General features: G+C 49.5%; 16 protein-coding genes and 1 tRNA gene. 7 read left to right on the top strand and 10 right to left on the bottom strand.

The window, feature by feature from the left end; all coding sequences use genetic code 11:
* Positions 1 to 272 precede the first annotated feature (272 nt).
* Positions 273 to 890 (bottom strand): LuxR C-terminal-related transcriptional regulator, encoded by a 618-nt coding sequence (locus tag Z042_RS07245; RefSeq protein ID WP_162149742.1) that lies wholly within the window; start codon positions 888 to 890, stop codon positions 273 to 275.
* Positions 891 to 1,749: 859 nt separating this feature from the next.
* Here Z042_RS07245 and Z042_RS07235 point away from each other — a divergent pair.
* The 5 genes from Z042_RS07235 to Z042_RS07215 all read left to right on the top strand — a co-directional run bounded on the left by Z042_RS07235 (position 1,750) and on the right by Z042_RS07215 (position 8,634).
* The gene (locus Z042_RS07235; protein WP_024911176.1) at positions 1,750 to 4,011 is read left to right on the top strand and encodes an inverse autotransporter beta domain-containing protein; all 2,262 of its coding nucleotides are present in this window, start codon (positions 1,750 to 1,752) and stop codon (positions 4,009 to 4,011) included.
* A gap of 93 nt (positions 4,012 to 4,104) precedes the next feature.
* The gene (locus Z042_RS07230; protein ID WP_024911175.1) at positions 4,105 to 4,995 is read left to right on the top strand and encodes a SinI family autotransporter-associated protein; all 891 of its coding nucleotides are present in this window, start codon (positions 4,105 to 4,107) and stop codon (positions 4,993 to 4,995) included.
* Between the two features lie 85 nt (positions 4,996 to 5,080).
* Entirely contained in the window at positions 5,081 to 5,944 is an 864-nt protein-coding gene (locus Z042_RS07225; protein WP_024911174.1) for a SinI family autotransporter-associated protein, read from the top strand.
* A 154-nt stretch (positions 5,945 to 6,098) separates the two neighbouring features.
* Positions 6,099 to 7,496 carry an Ig-like domain-containing protein gene (locus tag Z042_RS24440; RefSeq protein WP_081758416.1) on the top strand — a complete coding sequence of 466 codons (1,398 nt, stop codon included), beginning with the start codon at positions 6,099 to 6,101 and terminating at the stop codon, positions 7,494 to 7,496.
* A gap of 622 nt (positions 7,497 to 8,118) precedes the next feature.
* Positions 8,119 to 8,634: a hypothetical protein gene (locus Z042_RS07215; protein WP_335337260.1), complete on the top strand. Its 516-nt coding sequence runs from the start codon at positions 8,119 to 8,121 to the stop codon at positions 8,632 to 8,634.
* Between the two features lie 413 nt (positions 8,635 to 9,047).
* Here the strand turns inward: Z042_RS07215 and Z042_RS07210 are convergent.
* Positions 9,048 to 9,123, bottom strand: a tRNA-Ile gene (locus Z042_RS07210).
* A gap of 232 nt (positions 9,124 to 9,355) precedes the next feature.
* Between Z042_RS07210 and Z042_RS07205 the strand changes: the two genes are divergently transcribed.
* Positions 9,356 to 9,550 (top strand): DUF6500 family protein, encoded by a 195-nt coding sequence (locus tag Z042_RS07205; RefSeq protein ID WP_417903534.1) that lies wholly within the window; start codon positions 9,356 to 9,358, stop codon positions 9,548 to 9,550.
* 47 nt (positions 9,551 to 9,597) lie between these two features.
* On the opposite strand, the gene Z042_RS07200 is transcribed toward Z042_RS07205, so the two are convergent.
* Genes Z042_RS07200 through Z042_RS07190 form a run of 3 tightly spaced genes read right to left on the bottom strand, consistent with a single transcriptional unit; the run spans position 9,598 to position 14,004 of the window.
* A complete protein-coding gene (locus Z042_RS07200; RefSeq protein ID WP_024911170.1) occupies positions 9,598 to 10,974 on the bottom strand; it encodes an aspartate aminotransferase family protein in 1,377 nt (458 codons plus the stop codon).
* A gap of 14 nt (positions 10,975 to 10,988) precedes the next feature.
* Positions 10,989 to 12,458: an APC family permease gene (locus Z042_RS07195; protein WP_024911169.1), complete on the bottom strand. Its 1,470-nt coding sequence runs from the start codon at positions 12,456 to 12,458 to the stop codon at positions 10,989 to 10,991.
* Between the two features lie 55 nt (positions 12,459 to 12,513).
* Positions 12,514 to 14,004, bottom strand: a complete 1,491-nt coding sequence (locus tag Z042_RS07190) for an aldehyde dehydrogenase (protein WP_024911168.1) — start codon at positions 14,002 to 14,004, stop codon at positions 12,514 to 12,516.
* A gap of 350 nt (positions 14,005 to 14,354) precedes the next feature.
* Here Z042_RS07190 and Z042_RS07185 point away from each other — a divergent pair, with 350 nt between their 5' ends.
* Positions 14,355 to 15,263: a LysR family transcriptional regulator gene (locus Z042_RS07185; RefSeq protein ID WP_024911167.1), complete on the top strand. Its 909-nt coding sequence runs from the start codon at positions 14,355 to 14,357 to the stop codon at positions 15,261 to 15,263.
* A 14-nt stretch (positions 15,264 to 15,277) separates the two neighbouring features.
* On the opposite strand, the gene argE is transcribed toward Z042_RS07185, so the two are convergent.
* From argE to Z042_RS07160, 5 genes are all read right to left on the bottom strand, one after another.
* Positions 15,278 to 16,426 (bottom strand): acetylornithine deacetylase, encoded by a 1,149-nt coding sequence (gene argE / locus Z042_RS07180; protein ID WP_024911166.1) that lies wholly within the window; start codon positions 16,424 to 16,426, stop codon positions 15,278 to 15,280.
* Positions 16,419 to 17,093, bottom strand: a complete 675-nt coding sequence (locus tag Z042_RS07175) for a DUF1028 domain-containing protein (RefSeq protein WP_024911165.1) — start codon at positions 17,091 to 17,093, stop codon at positions 16,419 to 16,421. The genes argE and Z042_RS07175 overlap by 8 nt, the downstream gene beginning before the upstream one ends.
* Positions 17,090 to 17,530: a RidA family protein gene (locus Z042_RS07170; protein WP_024911164.1), complete on the bottom strand. Its 441-nt coding sequence runs from the start codon at positions 17,528 to 17,530 to the stop codon at positions 17,090 to 17,092. The genes Z042_RS07175 and Z042_RS07170 overlap by 4 nt, the downstream gene beginning before the upstream one ends.
* A gap of 131 nt (positions 17,531 to 17,661) precedes the next feature.
* Positions 17,662 to 19,056, bottom strand: a complete 1,395-nt coding sequence (locus tag Z042_RS07165) for a purine-cytosine permease family protein (protein ID WP_037406018.1) — start codon at positions 19,054 to 19,056, stop codon at positions 17,662 to 17,664.
* 469 nt (positions 19,057 to 19,525) lie between these two features.
* Positions 19,526 to 20,062 carry a helix-turn-helix domain-containing protein gene (locus Z042_RS07160; protein WP_024911163.1) on the bottom strand — a complete coding sequence of 179 codons (537 nt, stop codon included), beginning with the start codon at positions 20,060 to 20,062 and terminating at the stop codon, positions 19,526 to 19,528.
* Between the last annotated feature and the right edge of the window lie 832 nt (positions 20,063 to 20,894).

The following is a 20,894-nucleotide window of genomic DNA, read 5'->3' as shown; positions in this document are numbered from 1 at the left end:
CATAAAGTCACCAATACCATAATTTTTCTGACGCTGTTCAATACATGCCACTGATATATAGCCTGGTCTATATAAAATATATCCCAAATAATTCGAGTGGCTTGTCAGCGGCAAACGGGTGACAAATGAGTCGTAGACTCATTTGAACAGCACTGGTGCTGCCCCATAGGGAAAGCCTCAGCATGAGGCTCATAATCAACCAGGCGACGAGAATATCTCTTTCGCCCAGCCTCCAAACCTGCAAAAAAATATCTTCCCAACATTTTCTGTAATCAGGAGAAGGGACGCATTTTGCTGTCTGGCTTCTTCAGCAGAAAGTTTAATGAAGGAAGCCCCAGCTTATGCAACGCAGAGCGTTTCTGGGAACTGACCGTTTTATAATGAACACGCCGCTTCTTCGCGATATCCAGAGCCGATACCCCCTTCAGCAGTGAATCCAGCACGTTCAATTCCTGTGGAGATAAAGGAGACGCCAACGATGAAGAAGACGCCATATTATCAGAACACTGCAAACAGGCCATCAGGTGGGAACGTACCGTATCAAGAGGTGCAGCATTATCCAGTACAGCATAGACATTTTTCACTCTGGAAAAATACGTGATTAATGGTGCCGTTAAGTACTTTGGAACCATAATGATGACCTTGGATTTAGGAGAGAAGCGATGCAATTCGTCAACAAAAAAACGCAGAAGCTCACTGAGATTCCTGGCATTGGCATGTAACTCCAAAATGAAAAGGTCAATCTTTAAATACCGCAACACCTCTCCTGTAGGAGGCCTGTTCCCCGATTCAATCACTTTGCAAATCTGGTTGTGATGCTGCCACTCACCCAGCAGCAACCGCAGCCCTGCCCGAGTTCCCACACAGGAGTGTTGTAGAAAAATATTCAATATATTCGCCCTCATTTTTTCAGGAAAAAACCACCTATTGCCGCCCAAAAGGAACGCATAAATTCAGTAGGGGGGTATAAGAATCTTCCATGAAAAAAAAGTAATCTGTGATCGTCGAACTTATTGCCGAATATATTCAAAAGTGCGCCTAACTTATTCATTATTAATGAATGTCATTATTTGCAAAGAATAGATGTTTGACATTATTTGGGAAGCTGGGGTTAATTACCAAAGATACCTGGTTACAATAAATTAACTATAATAAAACATTCCCGCACTATCACATTCCTGATTAACCTTGTAAGAGGATAGTATTCATCACTAATAAAAATATGAAAAGACATTTCATAAATAAAATATAAATTTAGAATTATCGACCTTTATTACCCCAAAAAAACACAATGAAAAGCATATATCACTAAATATTTTATAAAAACAGATTATAAATCCAATTAACAACAAATTAACGACATTTAAGATCGTTTTTTTGACTTTTATCAACATATAAAACTTGCAAATGAATTCATGTGGAATATAATCAAGACCAATAGTAATAATCGGAATAATCTTTGTTTGTAATGGCACAATACTCCATGTGATGAGTTGTTATCTTTACTCACATTGCGACATCCCCGAATTCAAGATTCATGGCCCATCACTATTTGATGACTCATTCGCCATCATATTTATCGACAGGACGTCACGAAGCAGCATGCTGTTTTAGCATGCTGAGTGTTGTCTCTTGCACATCAAAAGACACTACTCGCTTTTTAATATAAGCATTAAATGCTTTGTAAATATTTAAACATCCTTTGTTTTAAATCGGTGCTGAAATGCCTGTGTTTGTAGGAATGTGTCAATGATAAAACCCGTCCGACTTTCTGTTATTGCATCACTACTTGCAGGGAGTGGTCTTTTCCCTCTCGGGCTCCTGTTTGCCTCCGGGCTCACCGAGGAAGCGGAAACACGCCGCTACACGGTCGAAAACCGCACCCGTCTTTATTCGCTTGCCCTGCAAAGCGGCCTGACCGTTGCCGAGTTGCGGGTGCTGAACAAAGGGGCGCTGGGCCAGCGGGAAGTCCTTGAAGCAGGCGAAAGTCTGCTCTTGCCCGCCAAATCGCCACTGTTCCCCACCGTTCCCCGTACTGGTGAAGCCTTGGCCAGCAATCTGCCCGAACTGGGGATGGGGAACACCCTGGTGCTGGAAACTGACCCGGCCACCATGAAACTGGCCGGAACCGCACAGACTATCGGTGGACAGAACTGGAACGGCCTGAGCGGTGACCAGGTAAAAAATCAGGCGGAGAACTGGGCAAAAAGTCAGGCTAAAACGCAGGTAATTGATCCGCTACAGCAACAGGCGCAGAACCTGCTAGGAAAGTTTGGTAAGGCACAGGTCAATATTGCCGTAGACGACAAGGGGGACTTCAGTAAAAGCACCTTATCCCTGTTTACCCCTTGGTATGAAAACGATGCCATGGTGGCATTTTCCCAGGTCGGCATCCATGACCAGGATAGCCGCACCATCGGTAACGTTGGCACCGGCCTGCGTTGGGAACAGGGCCGTTGGCTCTACGGCTACAATGCCTTCCTTGACCAGGATTTCAGCCGCAGCCACAGCCGTCTGGGGTTGGGCGCAGAGTTGTGGACTGATGCGCTCAGACTGGCGGCTAACTATTACCACCCGCTTTCCGGTTGGAAAAACTCACGGGATTTTGACGACTACGAGGAACGCCCGGCAAAGGGTTTTGATGTCCGTTTGCAGGGTTACCTGCCTGCCTATCCACATTTAGGGGCCTCCGCTATCTATGAACAGTATTACGGGGATGACGTCGCCCTGTTTGGCAAGGAGCATCTCCAGAAAGATCCAAGAGCCGTCACGCTAGGAGTGGATTACACCCCATTCCCGTTGGCGACGTTGAAGGCCAGTCACAAGGAAGGGCAACAGGGGAAGAGTGAAACCAAGCTTGACCTACAGATGAACTACCAGATAGGTACTCCTCTAAGCAAACAGCTTGACCCAAGCAACGTAGCAGCCATGCGCACTCTGCTAGGCAGTCGTTACGACCGGGTTGATCGTAACTACGACATCGTTCTGGAATACCGGGAAAAAAAAGGACTGTTAACGCTTGATCTGGCCGCCGTCCCGCACACTCTGCTGGAAGGGGATGTGCATGTTATGCAGCCCTTGGTCAAAGGCAAATACCGGATAACCGGCGTGACCTGGCACGGTGATATCGCCCCGCTGTCTCTGCTGGCTACCGCAGGGGTAGATAATCCTCAAGGCTGGCAAATCACTCTCCCAACCTGGGATTCGGCACCTGCGGCGACAAACCGCTACCAGTTATCTCTCACCCTGGTAGATGAAAAAGGGCACCAGGCCACCTCAAACCCGGTGGATATTCAGGTAGGGCAACAACGTCAGGGCCAGTTAGCGCTGGAGAGTACCGGCAGCGCCCCGGCGTCCGGCCAGCCTGAGGATGCCATTTTGCTGGCCTCTCATCTCAAAGATCATCAGGGGCAGCCCGTCAATGACCCGCAGTTGCAGGTGAACTGGCGGGTAACCGAAGCGACAAGCGGGGCGAATGTCTCCTGGGCGGCCCCCGGGGAAAGTTGTCCAGTGGACGCCCAGGGTCTACCGCAGCCCTGCCTCCAGATGGTGCGAATGCAAAGCGAAGAGCGCAATGGCATCACCCACTACGTGACCGAACTGGTCAGTACCCTGCCCGGCTCCTTTCTGATTCGGGCTGACCTGGGGAGCTACGGTGAAACCACCCCCCAGACGATCACCTTCAATGCCGATGGTGCCCGTTGGGTGGACAGGGCGGAAATTCAGGATCCGCAGGGACAAGATCTGCTGAGCAGCGGAGCTTCCCCGCAAGTCGGCGTGACCTACACGGTGAAGCTATTTAATGCCGACAACACCGATATCACCGCCACCATTCCGGCCTCGGAGCTGCACTGGTTACTGGACGGTGCCAACACGGCAGGCTGCGCCATCACGCTGAACGACCATGATACCGGGGTGACGGGCTACCAGTTTACGCCACGTACCAACGGCAGCAGCAACAGCGGTGTGGCCTGTGGAGACCAGGGGTTTGGTCTGAAGGTGAGCTGGTAGAGCCGGCATATACACAGCACGAGCTCCTGCACCAGTGAGAAGTCATCATTCAGGCACATTTATCTGATAAAGCAAAGGATGAAAATAAAGAACGTGAAGAGGCATTTTACGACCACCCGATTAACGTTTGCGCTGGCCGCCTGGGCCAGTTCGATCGGCCTGCTTCAGGCAGCCAGCACACCCGCCACCGCACCGATACAAGGTCATGCACCGGTATTGAGTGCACCATCCAACGGGGCGAAGGGAACAGTAGACTTCACGGGCACCTATGCAACCCCAGGAATACTGACCACCAGCGATACGCTGGTTATGACCTATACCTATAGCGACAGCGACGGGGATCTGGACAACTCCCTGACAACCGTAGTCTGGAGCTATGTTGACGCCCAGGGGCAGACGGTGACCATCCCCGCTATTAATGTTCCTGCCCCTGCTTTGGATGACCAAGGAACTTCCAGCATTATCATCCCTGCCGGCGCTACAGGCGCAGCAGCCATCAGCGTCACATTGCAGGAGTACGCGGCGACGGGTGTTCCCATCAGCGGTAACATCATTACCGTGTCTGACACCAGCGCAGGCGGTGGTACCGTCACCCCGCCAGGGCCGGTAGCACCGGGCAGCAATGTGGCTGCCGGTATCTTTCTACAGTCTGACAACCCGGGGGCCGGTAGCAGTGCAACCGATTATTCACGCACATCCACCTATCCACAGGTCGGGGCCACCTATGTCTTTCGAGCCTGGGATGATGTCAACGGTAACGGGGTATGGGAGGCAGGTGAAGCTGACCTGACGGCAACCCTGAACAGTATTCAATGGCAACTGGATGGCACCAATACATCAGCGAGCGGCAGCCCGACCACGCTACGCGATTACCCCATTACCGGCGCAACCACCGATACCTACCAGATCCCGGTCAACAGCCTATCCAGTTCAGGAGCCGTGCCAGGAGACCAGGGGTTCACTCTCAAAGTGGATTTTAACTAAAGCAGTGTGATTTTCAGGCTGCACGACGTACCCGATGCCGAATAACAGCATCTATATTGATGACCCACCAAGGAAACAGAGAATGATGTACAGTACAAAGACCTTCACACTGAAAAAATTGGTGCTGGCCCTGGCAATAGCAGGTTACGCCATGAACAGTGCTTATGCGGTCCTGACCAATCCCACCGGTACCATTCAGGGGCGCGCGCCGGTCTTGAGCGCACCGTCAAACAATGCTCCCCAAACTGTTGACCTGAGCAGCAACGCGGCAGGCGACAATTTGTCTACCGGGGACACCATTACCTTGAGTTATGCCTACGCTGACCTTGACGGAGATGCCGATAATTCCACCTCTCAGGTTCATTGGTATTATGTCAAAGAGGGTGTTGAGACAGAAATTACCGGGAGTATCCTCAATACGCCGGCCACGGAATCAACTCCCGGCACCAGCGTGCTGACCATCCCAGCCATAGCCTTAGGTGCTGAGGCGATAAAGGTGGTGATACAGGAATACTCGGCGTCAGGTGCTCCGAGAGCTGGCCAGACGATTACGGTTAACGATACCAGCGAGGGTGGTGGCGGCACCGTTACTCCGCCTGGCCCGATAATGCCGGGAGGAAACGTCACACCGGGTATCTACCTCAGCACTGACACGGCATTTGCCAACAACCTGATTGGCAGCGCAACCAATCTGAACGTGGGCGACACTTACGTGTTCAGACTGTGGGACAGCGCAGCGGCGGGGGCAACCGACCTGACCTCCAGCGTCAGCTACAATTGGCGTCTGGTGGGAACCAGTGCCACCACAAATACGACCGCCCCAGCAGAAGGGTTTGATACCCAGACCACAGATGGCAACTTTACCATCCCGGCCAATACCGACGGAACATTGCTGACAGGTTCTGCCGATGGCGTGCAGGGCTTTAGCCTGGCTGTGGATTACAACTAATCCCCAAGTCGCATCGTACTCTGAAGGCCATGTACAGGTTTTGTTGCCTGTGGCCTTCAAGAGACGCCGCCATCAACTGGTACAGAGCCTGCATTCCGTCAAACCAGGTTGATGACTGGCGTTTGAGAAGATCTCCAGCTATAGGAACGAACTGATGAGAAACACAGCGGCCCGCTCAAGGGATTACTGGCTGAAAATAATGGGAGGATTGCTGGCGCTGTTCTTATGGAACGGAGCAGGTTCAGCACTGGCGGTACTGAGTGGTAATACCGGGCAGATACACGGCAGTGCACCGACAGTGACGGGAGAGTTGTCTGTCTTAATCCCCTCATCAGGCGCTCCGGTAATAAATAATGACGTGGTGCCGTTGAAGGACCGTCCAGACGAATTCACGGTGTCATCGCAACTGAGCAATCTGGAGATGAATGATCAGGATGGCGATACCGGGCTGAACGCATGGGTTGACCTCTCTGAGGCTACCCTGCTCTGGAAGCGCAGCAATGGTATACCGCTGACTGCTGAAGAATTAGCCGCACCGCTGGGTAACTTTTTCTCTGCGGAGTCTCTGACAATCGAGGTCAGAGCCAATGTTACGGCAAGTAGTACAACGGGTCAGCCGCTCACGGCGGGGCCACAACCGTTTACGGCGAGCTATCAGGTGAACGTACCGGATTCAGCAGAACTCACCGTGGAGAACCTGACGGTAACTGTGGATTACGCCATGGCCAATGGTGCGGCCACTAACGAGGTACAGGCGAAGGTGACCGGTTTTACCGGCACCCCGCTGGAAGGGCAAACGGTGAGCTTTGTGGCGGATAACGAGGCCGAGATCACCACCGTGATTGGTACTACCGGGGCAGACGGTATTGCCAAGGCGACGCTGACCAGCATGAGCGTCGGGACCAGCAACGTCACAGCCACGGTCAACGGCAGTAGCCAGAGCGTAACAACCACCTTTGTTGCCCCTTATGCACTGACGGGCGTGTTGGTCAATGAGAAGACATTTGGTGTGACAGAGGGTTTCCCAAGCACAGGGTTTACCGGAGCAACATTTACGTTAGCCGTCTCAGATGAACCCGACCACTACACTTGGGATAACGGGGGCAGTACGTGGGTAAGTGTGGACAATAATGGTACAGTGACCTTTACAGCCACAGGTAATTCAGCACCCGTCACGATTACGGCAACCCCAAAGGCTGGGGGCGTACCACTGGCCTACACCTTCTCAGTAAACACCTGGTTTATCAATAACGGCACTACGACGATGAACTGGAGTAATGCTTCAACCTGGTGCCTGAATCAAGGGTTGGTTCAGCCAACAAGGACTGCTTTAAGCCAGGGTAACAACCTCCGGGGTATCGGCGCGCTCAGGTCGGAGTGGGGCAATATGGGAGTCGCTTATGGTAGCTCCGGTTTCAGCAGCAACAACTACTGGACGTCTGATAATTCGGGCGGTGCCTACTACTATATCGCCAACCTGGGCAGTGGTGATAGAGAGTTTGGTGCACACAGCGCCGTCTCCTATTCTGTTGTCTGTCAACAGAAATTTTAGTGTTTAGCTGTTAACCTTGGCTTTAATTGAGTGCTTGCCCGTACTTTGAAGTACGGGCTTTTCCGTGAAGCGGCAACAATGCGCATCTTTCAACCTCTGCACACCCACCTCAGTTGATTGCGAAACCAACAAAAGTAAGCCGCTCTTGATTCTTTTCGATTTATCAAAAAAACACCATAAAAATCATTTTTTATCATTTTAATGCCGTGGGTTATGGATACTTTCTTTAATAAAATTTTTTAATATCAATAAATTAAAATCACTCAATCGGGGTTGGCGGAAAAATAGCTAGCGGGCCACTGTAGCTTTAAACCGGTAAAAGCATGCAACAAGGCTGATGTAGGTAAATGCGGCTTGCAGCGTATTGGTGTGTAACTGTCTAGTTTTGTTGCTACGGTGTTTAAGGGATTTTGATGATGACTTGGTAGATGTTCTGTGTCATTTAATCAATAAAGTCGTAATTCGTCGTTAGACGATATTATCAATATAAAATAGAGAGCTGTAATCTTAGGTTTTTGATACCGCAGGCTAAAGTGATAATCTTTTTCTCTAGCATCGGTGTGAAACATGGAGAGTGTTATGACATGGATATATCAGCAAGGTACAGGACGACTATATAGAAATGGACGGTTGGTTGTTACAGGATATGCGGGAAAAGGAAATGGAAAGAATAATCCTGAAATGCAAAACGTCCAGATGGTCGGCCCGTTACCGCGTGGAACCTATTCAATCAGTGGTGCGCCCTTTCGACACCCAACAACGGGTGAATACTCAATACGGCTGGAACCGAGGTAACTCGATGAAGAAAATATTCTATGCGGCCTTGCTGCTGCTTCCGCTGTCAGGGTATGCAGCGGTAAATGACTGTCGGTCATGGCCCGAAAGCATGGCGGAAGTTTGGCTGAAAAATCAAAATATTGTGGATATTTCACAATTGGAAGAAGAAAAGACAGAGGTAACGCTTCTGGCCTCAGAAAAGAAAGGAAATGATATTTATACTCAGGTATTTCATTTCACTTTCCAGGATAAAAACGGGAAAAAATACGAGATAATCACTCAGAATGATGCATCAGAAGATGAGTGCTCGGCGAGTGAGGTCAATATATTTTTAATTTCGAAGAAAGAAGTTAACCACTGATTTAATAAGACGGGTTTATCCTTGACTCCATATAAAACCCTCCTTTTTATGCCTGCTTCATGCAGGCTTTTTTGCCTTACTGACCCGCCCCGAATAAGATTTACGTGATTACAGGTAATCGGCTTTAACCGGTTGGCACTGGAATTGCCGATCCGCCAGCGGGCAAACGGTTAACAGTGACCAGTTTGGCCAGTTATCACAACGGCTACCAGATACAGATAACGGTGCGTGAGGTAATTGGTAGCACTTACTCGTCAAATAGATAACGAATAGCCTCAATACCGAATTACGGGATGCGATGAACGAACACAAAGTCACCCAAAAAACACCATGATTACCCGCGCAAAATATCCCAGGCATATCCCTATAAAAACTAAAGGACTTACGTTTTTAGCGTAAGTCCTTATTTTGTTTGGTGGCCCCTGCTGGACTTGAACCAGCGACCAAGCGATTATGAGTCGCCTGCTCTAACCACTGAGCTAAGGGGCCAAGCGGCACGATTATACGGTAATCACGGGACGCAGGTCTACAGCCTTGAAATCATATGGTGTTTTTATGCTCAGTTATAGTGTGTTGTAATTACAGGCAGATTTTTCGATAACACCCCAGACAGGTGACTCATCCAGACGGGTTCTCCCGTTCTGGCTCAATTATCGGGCCCGGCAGGCCTTACGCCATTCAACAGGATTTCACCGTGAGAAAAGCGTTAAGAACCAAAATCATGCAGGTTTGCGATGATAAAATCAGCAAGAAGGGAAACAATGTCGGGGTGTCTTTCTATGCATTTTTTGCCAACAAAAATGATGACCCGGAATTACTGATGGAAGCTGCCAGTTGGTGGATTAAAGAGATGCGGTTGGATCACTTTGAAAAAGCGGTGAAAATAAAGGCGTTGATTGAATCGATGGGCGAATAACGCCCATCTTTTACCCACCGGCTTATTCCTGCTTGGCAGCCCTAGATCTACATTAACCCCAGATCGCGGGCGGTGTGATCCACGGCGCGTTTGGTTTTCTCCAAAAGCTCATCAATTTCACCGTGGCTCGCCACCAAAGCAGGCGCCATAATCATCCTCCCGGCCGTGGAGCGGATGATCACTCCTTCTTCAAAACCATAGGTCCGGCAGCGCCAGGTAATATCACTTTCGTTCGCAAAACGTTGGCGGCTGGCTTTATTCTCAGCAAATTGCAGCGCAGCCACCATGCCAGTGCCCTGAATCTCCCCGACTAAAGGATGCCCAGTAAACACCTCGCGCAGCCCCTTTTGCAGGTATGGCCCGATATCCTTTTTCACTCTGCCAACAATGGCCTCATCACGCAACGCCTTGATGTTCGCCAACGCGACAGCGGCAGCCACAGGGTGGCCCGAGTAAGTCAGCCCATGCGCAAACACCCCGCCTTTTTCTACCAAGGCTTCGGCCATCGTTTTGGACAGCACCAACCCGCCCATGGGGACATACCCCGATGTCAGCCCTTTGGCGATCGACAGCGTATCGGGTTCGAAACCGAAATGCTGGTGGGCAAACCATTCTCCCGTGCGGCCAAAACCACCAATGACTTCGTCCGCACACAGGAGTACATGATATTGGCGGCAGATCCGCTGTATCTCCGGCCAGTAGCTTTCCGGTGGGAAGATCATGCCTCCGGCCCCTTGGAAAGGCTCGGCAATAAATCCGGCAATATTCTCCGCCCCTAGCTCGAGAATTTTTTCCTCCAATTGCAGGGCACAACGGCGGCCAAATTCATCGGGCGTCATATTGCCATGGTGAGCATACCAATAAGGTTCATCAATATGGGCGATTTCCGGCAACATGCCACCCATCTCATGCATAAACTTCATCCCGCCCATAGCAGCACTGGCCAAGGTGGAACCGTGGTAACCATTCCAGCGGCCAATCATGATCCGCTTTTTCGGTTGCCCAACCACCTGCCAGTAGCGGCGCACCGTGCGGATCAGCACCTCATTAGCTTCAGAGCCTGAGTTGGTATAGATGGCATGGCTATAATGCTTCGGCAGCAGGCTGAACAGCATTTCTGATAATTCCACCACCGCCGGGTGCGTGGTGTGGAAAAACATATTGTAGTACGGCAGTTGTTGCATCTGCTGGGTCGCTGCGGCCACCAGATCTTCACGCCCATAGCCAAGATTGGTGCACCACAGACCCGACATCCCGTCGAGGTAACGATTACCATCGTTATCCCACAAGTAGAGCCCCTTACCTTTCACTATCACCCGTACCCCTTCTGCGTTCAGGGCCTTTTGGTCCAAAAAAGCATGGATATGATGGCTCGCATCCAATTCCTGATAATCACGTGTTTCACGCTTACTTTGCATATTCATTGGCTATTATCCTTTTACCTAGTCTCGGCAGCGGCTCTATGGCCGTCATGTGCTGTTTGGGGCTGATTTGGAAACAGGGCATGTTCCAGAGGTTCTGGTTTAAACAGAGGCTTACGCATCACGAATTTGATCCATAACACCGCAATCAGTGAAACCAGCCCCAGTACTCCCCCTGCTACCGCATAAATCTGTATCGCCTGTTCCGCTGAGGGTGAAATATTCCATATGGCATACAGCATGCCAACGATACCAATCACCTGCGGCAGCGGATAAAAAGGGGTGCGGAAAGGCCGCTTTTGGTCTGGGTAACGCTTACGCAGCACCAGCACATTAATATGAGTGATAATGTAAGCCAGCAGCCAGGAGAGTGCCGCGGCACTCAGCAACAGGTTGATCGAACCAATTTCCATCAGCAACAGCGGCAACCCGGTAATACCAGCTACAAACAATACCGATACCCAAGGTGAGCCGGTTTTTGCACTGTGCCGCTTGAAACAAGGGAAAGCCTGGCCATTCTGCGCCATTCCGCTCAACATGCGCGGAATGGTTGCCAGAGAGGAATTCAGCGTACTACAGGTCGCGGTGATCGCCGCAGTCACCAGGAAGAATTGCCCGGTTTCCCCAAACACTACCGTCGCAAACAGATAGTGCGGCAAACCGTTGCTCGCCAATTCCTCTGCCGGGATCAACAACAGCGCCCCCAGGCAATAAATCACAATAGTGCAGAAAATCACGCTCAAACCGATGATCATGGAACGGGGAATATCGCGCTCTGGGCGGCGAGCCTCCTCCACCAGCGGGCAGACAAACTCTGCCCCCACAAACCCCCAGATGGCCATGGCAACCAGCGTTAACACGCCCCAACCGAGTGGGTTCCCTGAACTGCCCGCCAGCAGATGAGTGACAGGCTGTGCTTGTTCATGGCCGATCGCATTCAACCCCAGCAACAGCAGAACCACCAGCATCACCACCGCCAGCAACGACTGTAAACGCGCGAAAATGTCAATATTCAACAGGTTAAGTAAGGTAAATATCCCCAATATGCCGAAGGCGACCGTCAACGGTGGCAATGCTGATGTTGGGAAAACTTTGCCGATAATCAGATCAAGCAGCAGCAGTTCTGCCGAAAGCGCAAACATCGCGACCACGATATAGCCGGAAAACGTCGCCAGGATCGCCGGAAACTGACCAATGGCGACTTCGGTATAGCTGCTTAGGCTGCCCGCACGCGGGATCATTAATGACAGTTCAGAAAACGAAAATGCGTAACTGAGCGCCAGCAGATAAGCCAGGCTCAAGGGGATGATAAAACCGAAGCCTGCAATCCCAACGGCTTGCAACATCAATACCATAACACCTTGTGATACCACTAAACCGATAGAAACCGACAGCAATGCGCCCAGGCCCAGCGTTCTCTGCCGGGCCCCGGTGTTCAGGCTGCTTACGGGGATGGTGTCCAATAATACATTAGCTTTTTGAGTCATCGTCTCACCCTCTATGCTCTAAACCTTGTTATTGTCAGGGAGCTGTATTGACGTGCTAGCGCAGCTGAATCCAGGTCGTTTTCAATTGGGTATATTTATCGAAAGAGTGCAAAGAGAGATCGCGCCCAAAGCCCGATTGTTTGCTGCCGCCAAAGGGAACGCTCACGTCCAGCGCATCGACGGTGTTGATTGAAACCGTTCCGACATTCAGCCGCTGTGCTACCCGGTGAGCCCGATTGAGATCGTCACTCCAAACCGAAGCGGCCAGGCCGTAGATGCTGTTGTTCGCCATACGTACTGCATCGTCTTCGTGATCAAAAGTGGAGATCGCCAGAACCGGGCCGAACACTTCTTCCTGAGCCAGCCGCATCTCGCTGCCCACCTGCGTAAACAGCGTCGGTTGTACAAAATTGCTGGAACCGTTGATGTTCAGGCGCTGACCACCGTGAACAAGGTGCGCACCGTCCTGTCTGGCCCCTTCGATAAACCCCATCACTCGCTGAGTCTGCCGTGCATCGACCAAAGCACCGGCACGGCTCTGCGGATCAAGAGGATCACCTGGCTGCCAGTGAGCCGCCTGCGCGATCAGGCGTTCAACAAACTCATCATGAATTGAGCGCTGTACCAGTAAGCGGGAATTCGCCGAACAGACTTCCCCTTGGTTATAGAAGATGGCGAAAGCGGCTTTTTCTGCGGCCAGATTCAGATCCTGGCAGTCAGCAAAGATCAGACTTGGGCTTTTACCGCCGCATTCCAGCCAAACCTGCTTGAGGTTCGATTCAGCCGAATACTGCATGAAAGCCTTGCCAACCCGGGTGGAACCGGTAAAGACCAGGCAATCGACATCGTTATGCAACCCTAGAGCCTTGCCAACCCGATCACCCAGCCCAGGCACCACGTTCAATACTCCAGCAGGCAACCCCGCTTCTAACGCCAATTCTGCCAGGCGCAATGCTGAGAAAGGCGACTGCTCGGCCGGTTTAAGCACCACGCTGTTTCCTGCCGCCAGCGCCGGGGCCAGCTTCCAGGCAGCCATATCCAGCGGGAAGTTCCACGGCACCACCGCAGCCACCACGCCCAATGGCATCCGGGTGACGGTCGCGACTACGTTCTGCGCCGTTGGTGCTGTCTGCCCATACAGCTTATCCAGGCTTTCCGCATACCAGGAGAACACATGGGCGGCTCCAGGCACATCAACATTCCAAGCGTCCATCACCGGTTTGCCCATACTCATGGAATCAAGCAGAGCCAGTTCTTCACGGTGTTCAAGGATCAGTTCGGCCAGGCGCAGCAACACCCTTTTGCGCTCCAGCGGGGATTGGTGTGCCCAGACTCCCTGCTCAAAACTGCGGCGCGCAGCACGCACGGCGTGATCGGCTTCCGCTTCATCGCAAGCGGCGACTTTTGCCAATATCTGGTTGGTTGCAGGATTGAGCACATCAAGCGTCATGCCCGATCTCGCTGCAATCTGGCGACCATCAATGATTGCCTGAGCAATGAAACCCTGGCGAGCGGCCCGCTCTTGCCAGTAGCTGAGGTTCAACATGCTTTCACCCCCATCATGTAATTCATATGTTTATGAAATGTTAAATTGAACAATTGATGCTATCTAGCTTCATGACGGGGGAAAAGCAGTAAAAATATTGCGGGTGGTAATAAAAATACTTTGCAAAGGGAAATTAGCCAGAACAAGCTCCGGGCAGCGTCTATCCGGATTCTTTGAGCGACTTCACTGTTAAATGATAGGGATTGCCTTATGCTGCCAAACACAATTTTTACAATAAATAAACATTTAATTAAAAATTAATCTTTGTTTATTGTAACATCATCAAAACCACAGAGGAGTGACTCAAGCGTCAGTAAAATTTATCTCTATCAGAAATCGAGGAATCAACAATGGCTAACTACACCTTGCGCCAGCTTAAATATTTCGTTACCACCGCCAGATGTAGGAGCGTTGCTGAAGCTTCACGTAAGCTATATATCGCGCAACCCTCTATCTCCACCGCAATAAAAGGCCTTGAAGACAGCTTCGGGGTACAACTTTTTATTCGCCACCATGCTCAGGGGGTTTCACTCACGCCTTCTGGCGCCCGTTTTTATAGCAAAGCACAAAAATTATTAAGAATGGCTCACTTATTTGAGCAGAATGCTTTAGCGGATAATGACCTGGTGTCAGGGCAAATTAACATTGGCTGTTTTGAAACGGTTGCGCCATTAATTTTACCTAAACTGATTAGAGGTTTTAAAACACTGTATCCTGGCATAGAGACCGTTATTCGTGATGGCGAACAGCATGAATTAGTGCAAAGCCTGACGGCAGGGAATCTTGATGTCTCCCTTTTATATCACCATGACCTGAACAACCATATTTCAACGGATGCCCTGGTTGAGCCAAGAAAGCCTTACGTATTATTGCCTGCCAACCATCAATTCGCGCAGCAAACACAGGTGTCGCTGGCGGATTTAGCCGCTGAGCCGATGATCCTGCTGGACGTTTTACCAAGCCGAAATTACTTCGTTAATTTGTTTACCCAGGTTGGCCTTACCCCCAATATTGTTTTTAGTTCACCATCAATAGAAATGGTGCGTGGCATGGTCGGCCAAGGGCTGGGTTTTGCTATTTTGGTGACGCGGCCCCATGGCCAGTACAGCTACGATGGCCAACCGCTGGTAACGGTTGAGCTGCAAGATGAGGTCGAAGGTTCTGGGCTGGTGGTGGCCTGGTTAACCCGCAACCAGCTGACCAAACCTGCCCAGCTGTTCGTTGATTTTTGCAAGGCTGAACTGCCGAGTATGCTCTAAGCGCATCGCTATAATCAGGCCGCCATCCAGGTACGTAAGTTAGCCAGCATTCCCATACAGCGTTCAAGCTGTTCAACGCTAACATATTCATCGGGTTTGTGGCCTTGCTCCATACTGCCAGGCCCGCAAACCAGCGTAGCCACCCCGGCCTCATCAAATAACCCCCCTTCCGTACCGAAAGCCACCGTGGTGAACTCGTCATTGCTGCACCACTGCGCCAGCCAGCGGGCAAAATCAGACTGCGGATCGGTTAATAATCCTGGGTATTGGCTTAATGGCTGAAAGTGGATATCACTGCTGGCCGCCACCTTTTGCATGGCCGGCAACAGCTCATCATCAGCATACTGCTCCAGTTCGCTAATAACGCTATCAACCTCAACGCCAGGTAAATGGCGAATTTCAAAATCGAACTGGCAATCCTGCGGCACAATGTTGAGCGCCGTTCCCCCATGGATGGTGCCAACCTGTAGCGTGCTATAGGGCGGATCAAAACGCGGGTTCTGCGTGGTGGCGAGTTGAGCACCGAGCAAGGTGAGTTTATTAATCAGTTTGGCCGCATACTCAATGGCATTCACGCCGCGCGGCGTATAAGCCGAATGGCAGGCATGGCCCTGCACTTGGCAGCGCATCGCCAGTTTCCCTTTATGGCCATACACCGGTTTCATCTCCGTGGGCTCACCGATAATGCACATCGCGGGTTTATCCTGCGAAACCTTCAGGTGTGCCACTAAGCTGCGCACCCCCAGGCACCCTACTTCCTCGTCATAGGAAAATGCCAAATGCAGCGGCATGCGCAACGGTTGAGCCAGAAAACCCGGCACAGAGGCTAAAACGCACGCCAGAAAGCCCTTCATATCGGCGCTACCACGGCCATAGTAGCGGCCATTGTGATGCGTCAGCGCAAAAGGTGGCATCGTCCATGGCTGCCCATCAACAGGCACGACATCGGTATGACCAGACAGCATCACCCCGCCATTACCGGCGGGGCCAAGACGTGCGTAGAGATTCGCTTTTTTAGCGTTTGCATCCTGAAAAAGCTGCGTTTCCACCCCTAACTCAGTCAGGTAACCTTGAATAAAATCGATCAATTCAAGGTTGGATTCACGGCTGGTGGTATCAAAAGCCAGCAACTTCCCCAATATATTACGCACTGCATCACTCATCGCCCGGAACCCCATAGCTTGGCGCATCGCGGGGATCTAACGCTCGCGTGATGTACGCCTGCATCTGCGGTGCATATGCCTGCCAAAGCGTAGCTAATTCACCAATCGGATCTTCCTCAGCCCAATCAACCCGCAGGTCAACGATTGGCCAAGAGTGCTCCCCCACCACCTTTAGCGCGGCAGAATGTACCGGGCCAGCCTCGCCGCCATGCTCTACCGCCGCTTGCAGCGCCGCCATTAAGCGATCGGTCAATTGGCCTGTTGCATGTTCAAAGGCACTCACCATGGCATCAATAACGTCCTTACCCGCCAGCATATTGCCCGCCGCCACACAGTCTTTACCCTGCACCGTATGGTGTGTGCCCAATGATTTTACGCCGCTGAAAACAGCGGTATTACCCGCACGATCAATCACGATAACCTGGCGATATTCGCTGAAAGCATTATCAGCCAGTACCCTTTCCAACGCCCTGCCTGGCGGCAAATCCTGTTCCAGTTTTTCCAGGATCTGCTGGCCAAGCCTGGGTAATGTGATGTTCTGGCTGGAAACCGCGCCCACTCCAGGCAGTAGCCAAGGGCAACGGGCACCCACCGCTATGCTTGAAGAACTGAGGGCAATACCCAACTGCCCGGTTTCGGCACAGCGCGCCGCAATAGAAAAGGTCATACGGACTCCTTGGTTGCCCAGCCTTCTGGAATAACAGCAATAATATCGATTTCCATTAACCACTGTGGCTGTGCTAGTGCAGAAACCACAATCCCGGTAGAAATCGGAAATACGCCTTTAAGCCATTGACCGACTTCCTGATAAACAGGCTCACGATACCTCGGATCAATAATATAGGTGGTAGTTTTAACAATGTGCGACAGATCGCTCCCCGCTTCTTCGAGCAACTGTTTCACGTTTTTCATCGCTTGTTCAGCTTGAGCACGTGGATCACCTAACCCCACCAGATTCCCTTCAAAATCGGTACCGACTTGGCCACGAACATATACGGTATTTCCTGCACGCACTGCTTGGCAAAGATCATTATCCAACGACTGATTAGGATAGGTTTCTTTAGTATTGAACATACGAATGCGTGTATGAGTGATCTGGCTCATGAACAGCTCCTGTTAACTCAATAATATACAAGGAATAAGTGCAATCTCCTCATCATGCAAAAAAAACATAATGGAAGAAACGATATTTTTCGTTAGGGCTGGTAAGGTAAAAACTAACCAGCCTTTAACCGTTAGACAGCCATTTGCTGGCGGCGATAAGCGCTATTACGGCTGGCCATCCAATAATACAACGGTGATGTGACTACCAAGCCAACCAACCAGGAGAGATCGGCCCCATTAATATGGGCTGAAATCGGCCCTACATATAAAGGCGTATTCATAAAGGGGATCTGTACCAAAATACCGATAACATAGGCTAATAATGCTTGAGGATTGTAATAACCGTAGATACCGCCATTAGCCTGGAAAATCGAATTAATATCATATTGGCCTTTATGAATGGCGTAATAATCAATCAAATTAATGGCCGTCCAGGGAACCAGCACCACCAACAGGGCCAGAACCAGATCAACGAAGTGGCCGATAAAATCTGCCGAGGTATAAATAGCGGCAACGCAGCAGCAGATCAGCACAATAATGGATAACACCGCCCGGCTCTTGGCGGTTGGGATCCAACGCCAGGAAAATGTCTGCACCAGGGTGATGACCGATATCACCGCACCATACAGATTAAGCGCATTGTGGCTGATGACGCTCAACAGGAATAAGACCAGCATTAAAGGGCCAAGCACCCCGGTGGCAAGCTTCACGGCATCCATGGTGTCCATCCCCACGGGCGTGGCCAATACGGCGACCGCCCCGAAAATAAAAGACAGGCTGGAACCTAATACAGAGCCTAAGTAAGTCGTCCAGAACGTGGCTGGCACAGAAACATCTGCCGGTAAGTAACGTGAATAATCAGAAACATAGGGTGCGAAGGCAATTTGCCATAACGCGCCCAGCGATACCGTTGCCAGCCAGCCGGAGATATTAAACCCCCCGCGAGTCAGAAAGTCTGCGGTAGGTATATGAGTAAGAATGTAGCCAAACCCCAGCACAATCCCGATACCCAGCACCCATGTTCCGATCCTGTTAAGCACATGAATGAAGCGATAGCCAATAATGCCAATCACACAAGAACCTAGCGCCCCCACAACAATCCCCATGGGAACCGATATGCTTTCAACAACACCATGCAGTGACTTACCCGCCAGCACAATATTGGAGGTAAAAAAGCCGACATACATTATTCCGGCGATCGCCACAACCAGCAGAGATCCTCTAGAACCAAATTGGGCCCGGCTTTGGATCATTTGTGGAATGCCCATTTGCGGCCCCTGGGCCGAATGCAATGCCATAAATATACCACCGATAAAGTGGCCCACCAGAATAGCGATGACTCCCCAGAACAGATTTAAATGAAACAGCTGTACGCCAAGCGCACCGGTGACAATAGGAAGAGGGGCAATATTGCCACCAAACCAGAGCGTAAATAAATCCCTTACTTTCCCATGGCGTTCTTCAGGGGGAATATAACCAATAGTGTGTTTTTCAATGAGCGGCGGCGATGATTCAGTCACAGACATGGTGAACTCCTGATTAAGAAAATTATTATTGGTATATATCCACAATAACTCGAGTTACAGGAAAGCAGCGGCACAGGGCAGGCCCCACGAAGGGGCCGAGTCACAAAGCCAACGCACAGGCAACTTGAAGTATGATGGGTATATGGAGTGGCCGTTATTCCCGGCCACATTTTCTTATTGGAGCGATAATGAACATTGATTGAGCAAGAGATAAAATATTAATTTTGTCATCTGAAAGAATAAAAAATATACCCCTCATTGATTTCTTTTATCCGCCTGAACACAGAATTAACCCAGAGTATCTGTATGGATAAAGTACAAATCATTGATGGTGCTTACCAGATCCCCCCTAACAGAGGCTTACACACTGTGTGGCAACTTTGGCCCGGTTGTGCGGCGGTTAATTTAGCTCACGTATCTCAAGCTGTTCCGGCGTCATAGGCATCGCGTTTGCAGACGGTAACAATATTTAAAAGTCGGGGTTTTCATCAACAAAGAAAGTGTATAGAGAAGATAGTTTTCTCACTCCCAGTTTTTCCCCTACTTTTCTCCTGCGTGAATAGATTGTTTTTACATGTAATTTTTTTATTTTAGCTTCCATACTGACACTGACCCCTTTGAGTATATTTGACATACATAAAAACTCAGCTTCAGACAACGGCTCAATATTGACTTCTTTACGTTCTTGGCCGTTATCATAAGTTTTTATAAAAAATCCAATATGCTCAATAGAGTCATGACAAGTAAAAATAGCCACAATCTCTGTAAACCTTTCCTGAAAAAAGGCAGCCAAGGGAAGCAACCTGACATCACTAATCAAGATAACTTTATAGCGAGAGAGAGAAACTATCCATTCGTAACTTGACAGTGCGGCAATGTTAGTAAAGCTAAAATCAACAAAGAGGTAATCACATTCCTTAACTGAATCCATGTTGATTAAATCACCGAATGCCGCTTCGCACCCAATGGTGAAGAAATGGCTGCACAGATAAGTTTTGACACTCATGTTCAATAGTCCTCATTCACGTAGAGGCCTATTAATATTCATTATCCATTAATGACCATCGCCTAAAAATTATTTAGCAGACACATTATTAATACGGAAGCATAGTTAAGGATTAGTCCCAAACAATAACTCCAAATTTCTATGCATGTTAAGCACAAAAATTAATTTTTAAAACATGTTTAAACCACTTAATAATACATTTAACGATAGATAAAAACTATCAAAAAAAATTATTTGATCGGATATAGCGATTTTCTTTGAAAAAAAACATAATTAAATGGATAATAAATTAGAGAAACTTGTTTTTTTATCCTTTAAATTCAATGTTATGCATTTTTTTATTGTTGGATTTTTAAAAAAATTAGAATTAACCGAGTTTTTGATAAAAACATAAATAATTACTTATAAAAGCTGAGAGTAATAATAAAATTAAGAAAAATTCAGCATGTGAAATCCATATTCTTAAATGGTATCAATGAACAAAAATCGTGAAAATCAACGTATGTTTATTTATATTTTTTTACAAAATCAATTTAAATAGATATATTTTTATCTCATACAATCGTCAAATAGGTACATCGATTACGAAGGAAGTTATCTAGATCACCGGCTAAAAAACATCCCTTAACCAAATGAATTTCACCTGTGGGAAACCACCTTTGATCATTTTTCAGCCAGAAGAAACAGTGGGCGGCTCAACGCCAAAATATCACCAGGGAAACGTAACGGGGTAAATTAAAAGACCTCCTGCTGTTGAAAAAACCACCTGATGGTACAAAAAACAGTTAGAAATACAGCCTTAAACTCTTTCTATAGTCTTTCCCCCTCCCCT

It is taken from the genome of Chania multitudinisentens RB-25, assembly GCF_000520015.2.
Taxonomy (GTDB): Bacteria; Pseudomonadota; Gammaproteobacteria; order Enterobacterales; family Enterobacteriaceae; genus Chania; species Chania multitudinisentens.
Note: the sequence above shows the minus strand (reverse complement) of the source record. Positions and strands in the feature narration are given on the sequence as shown.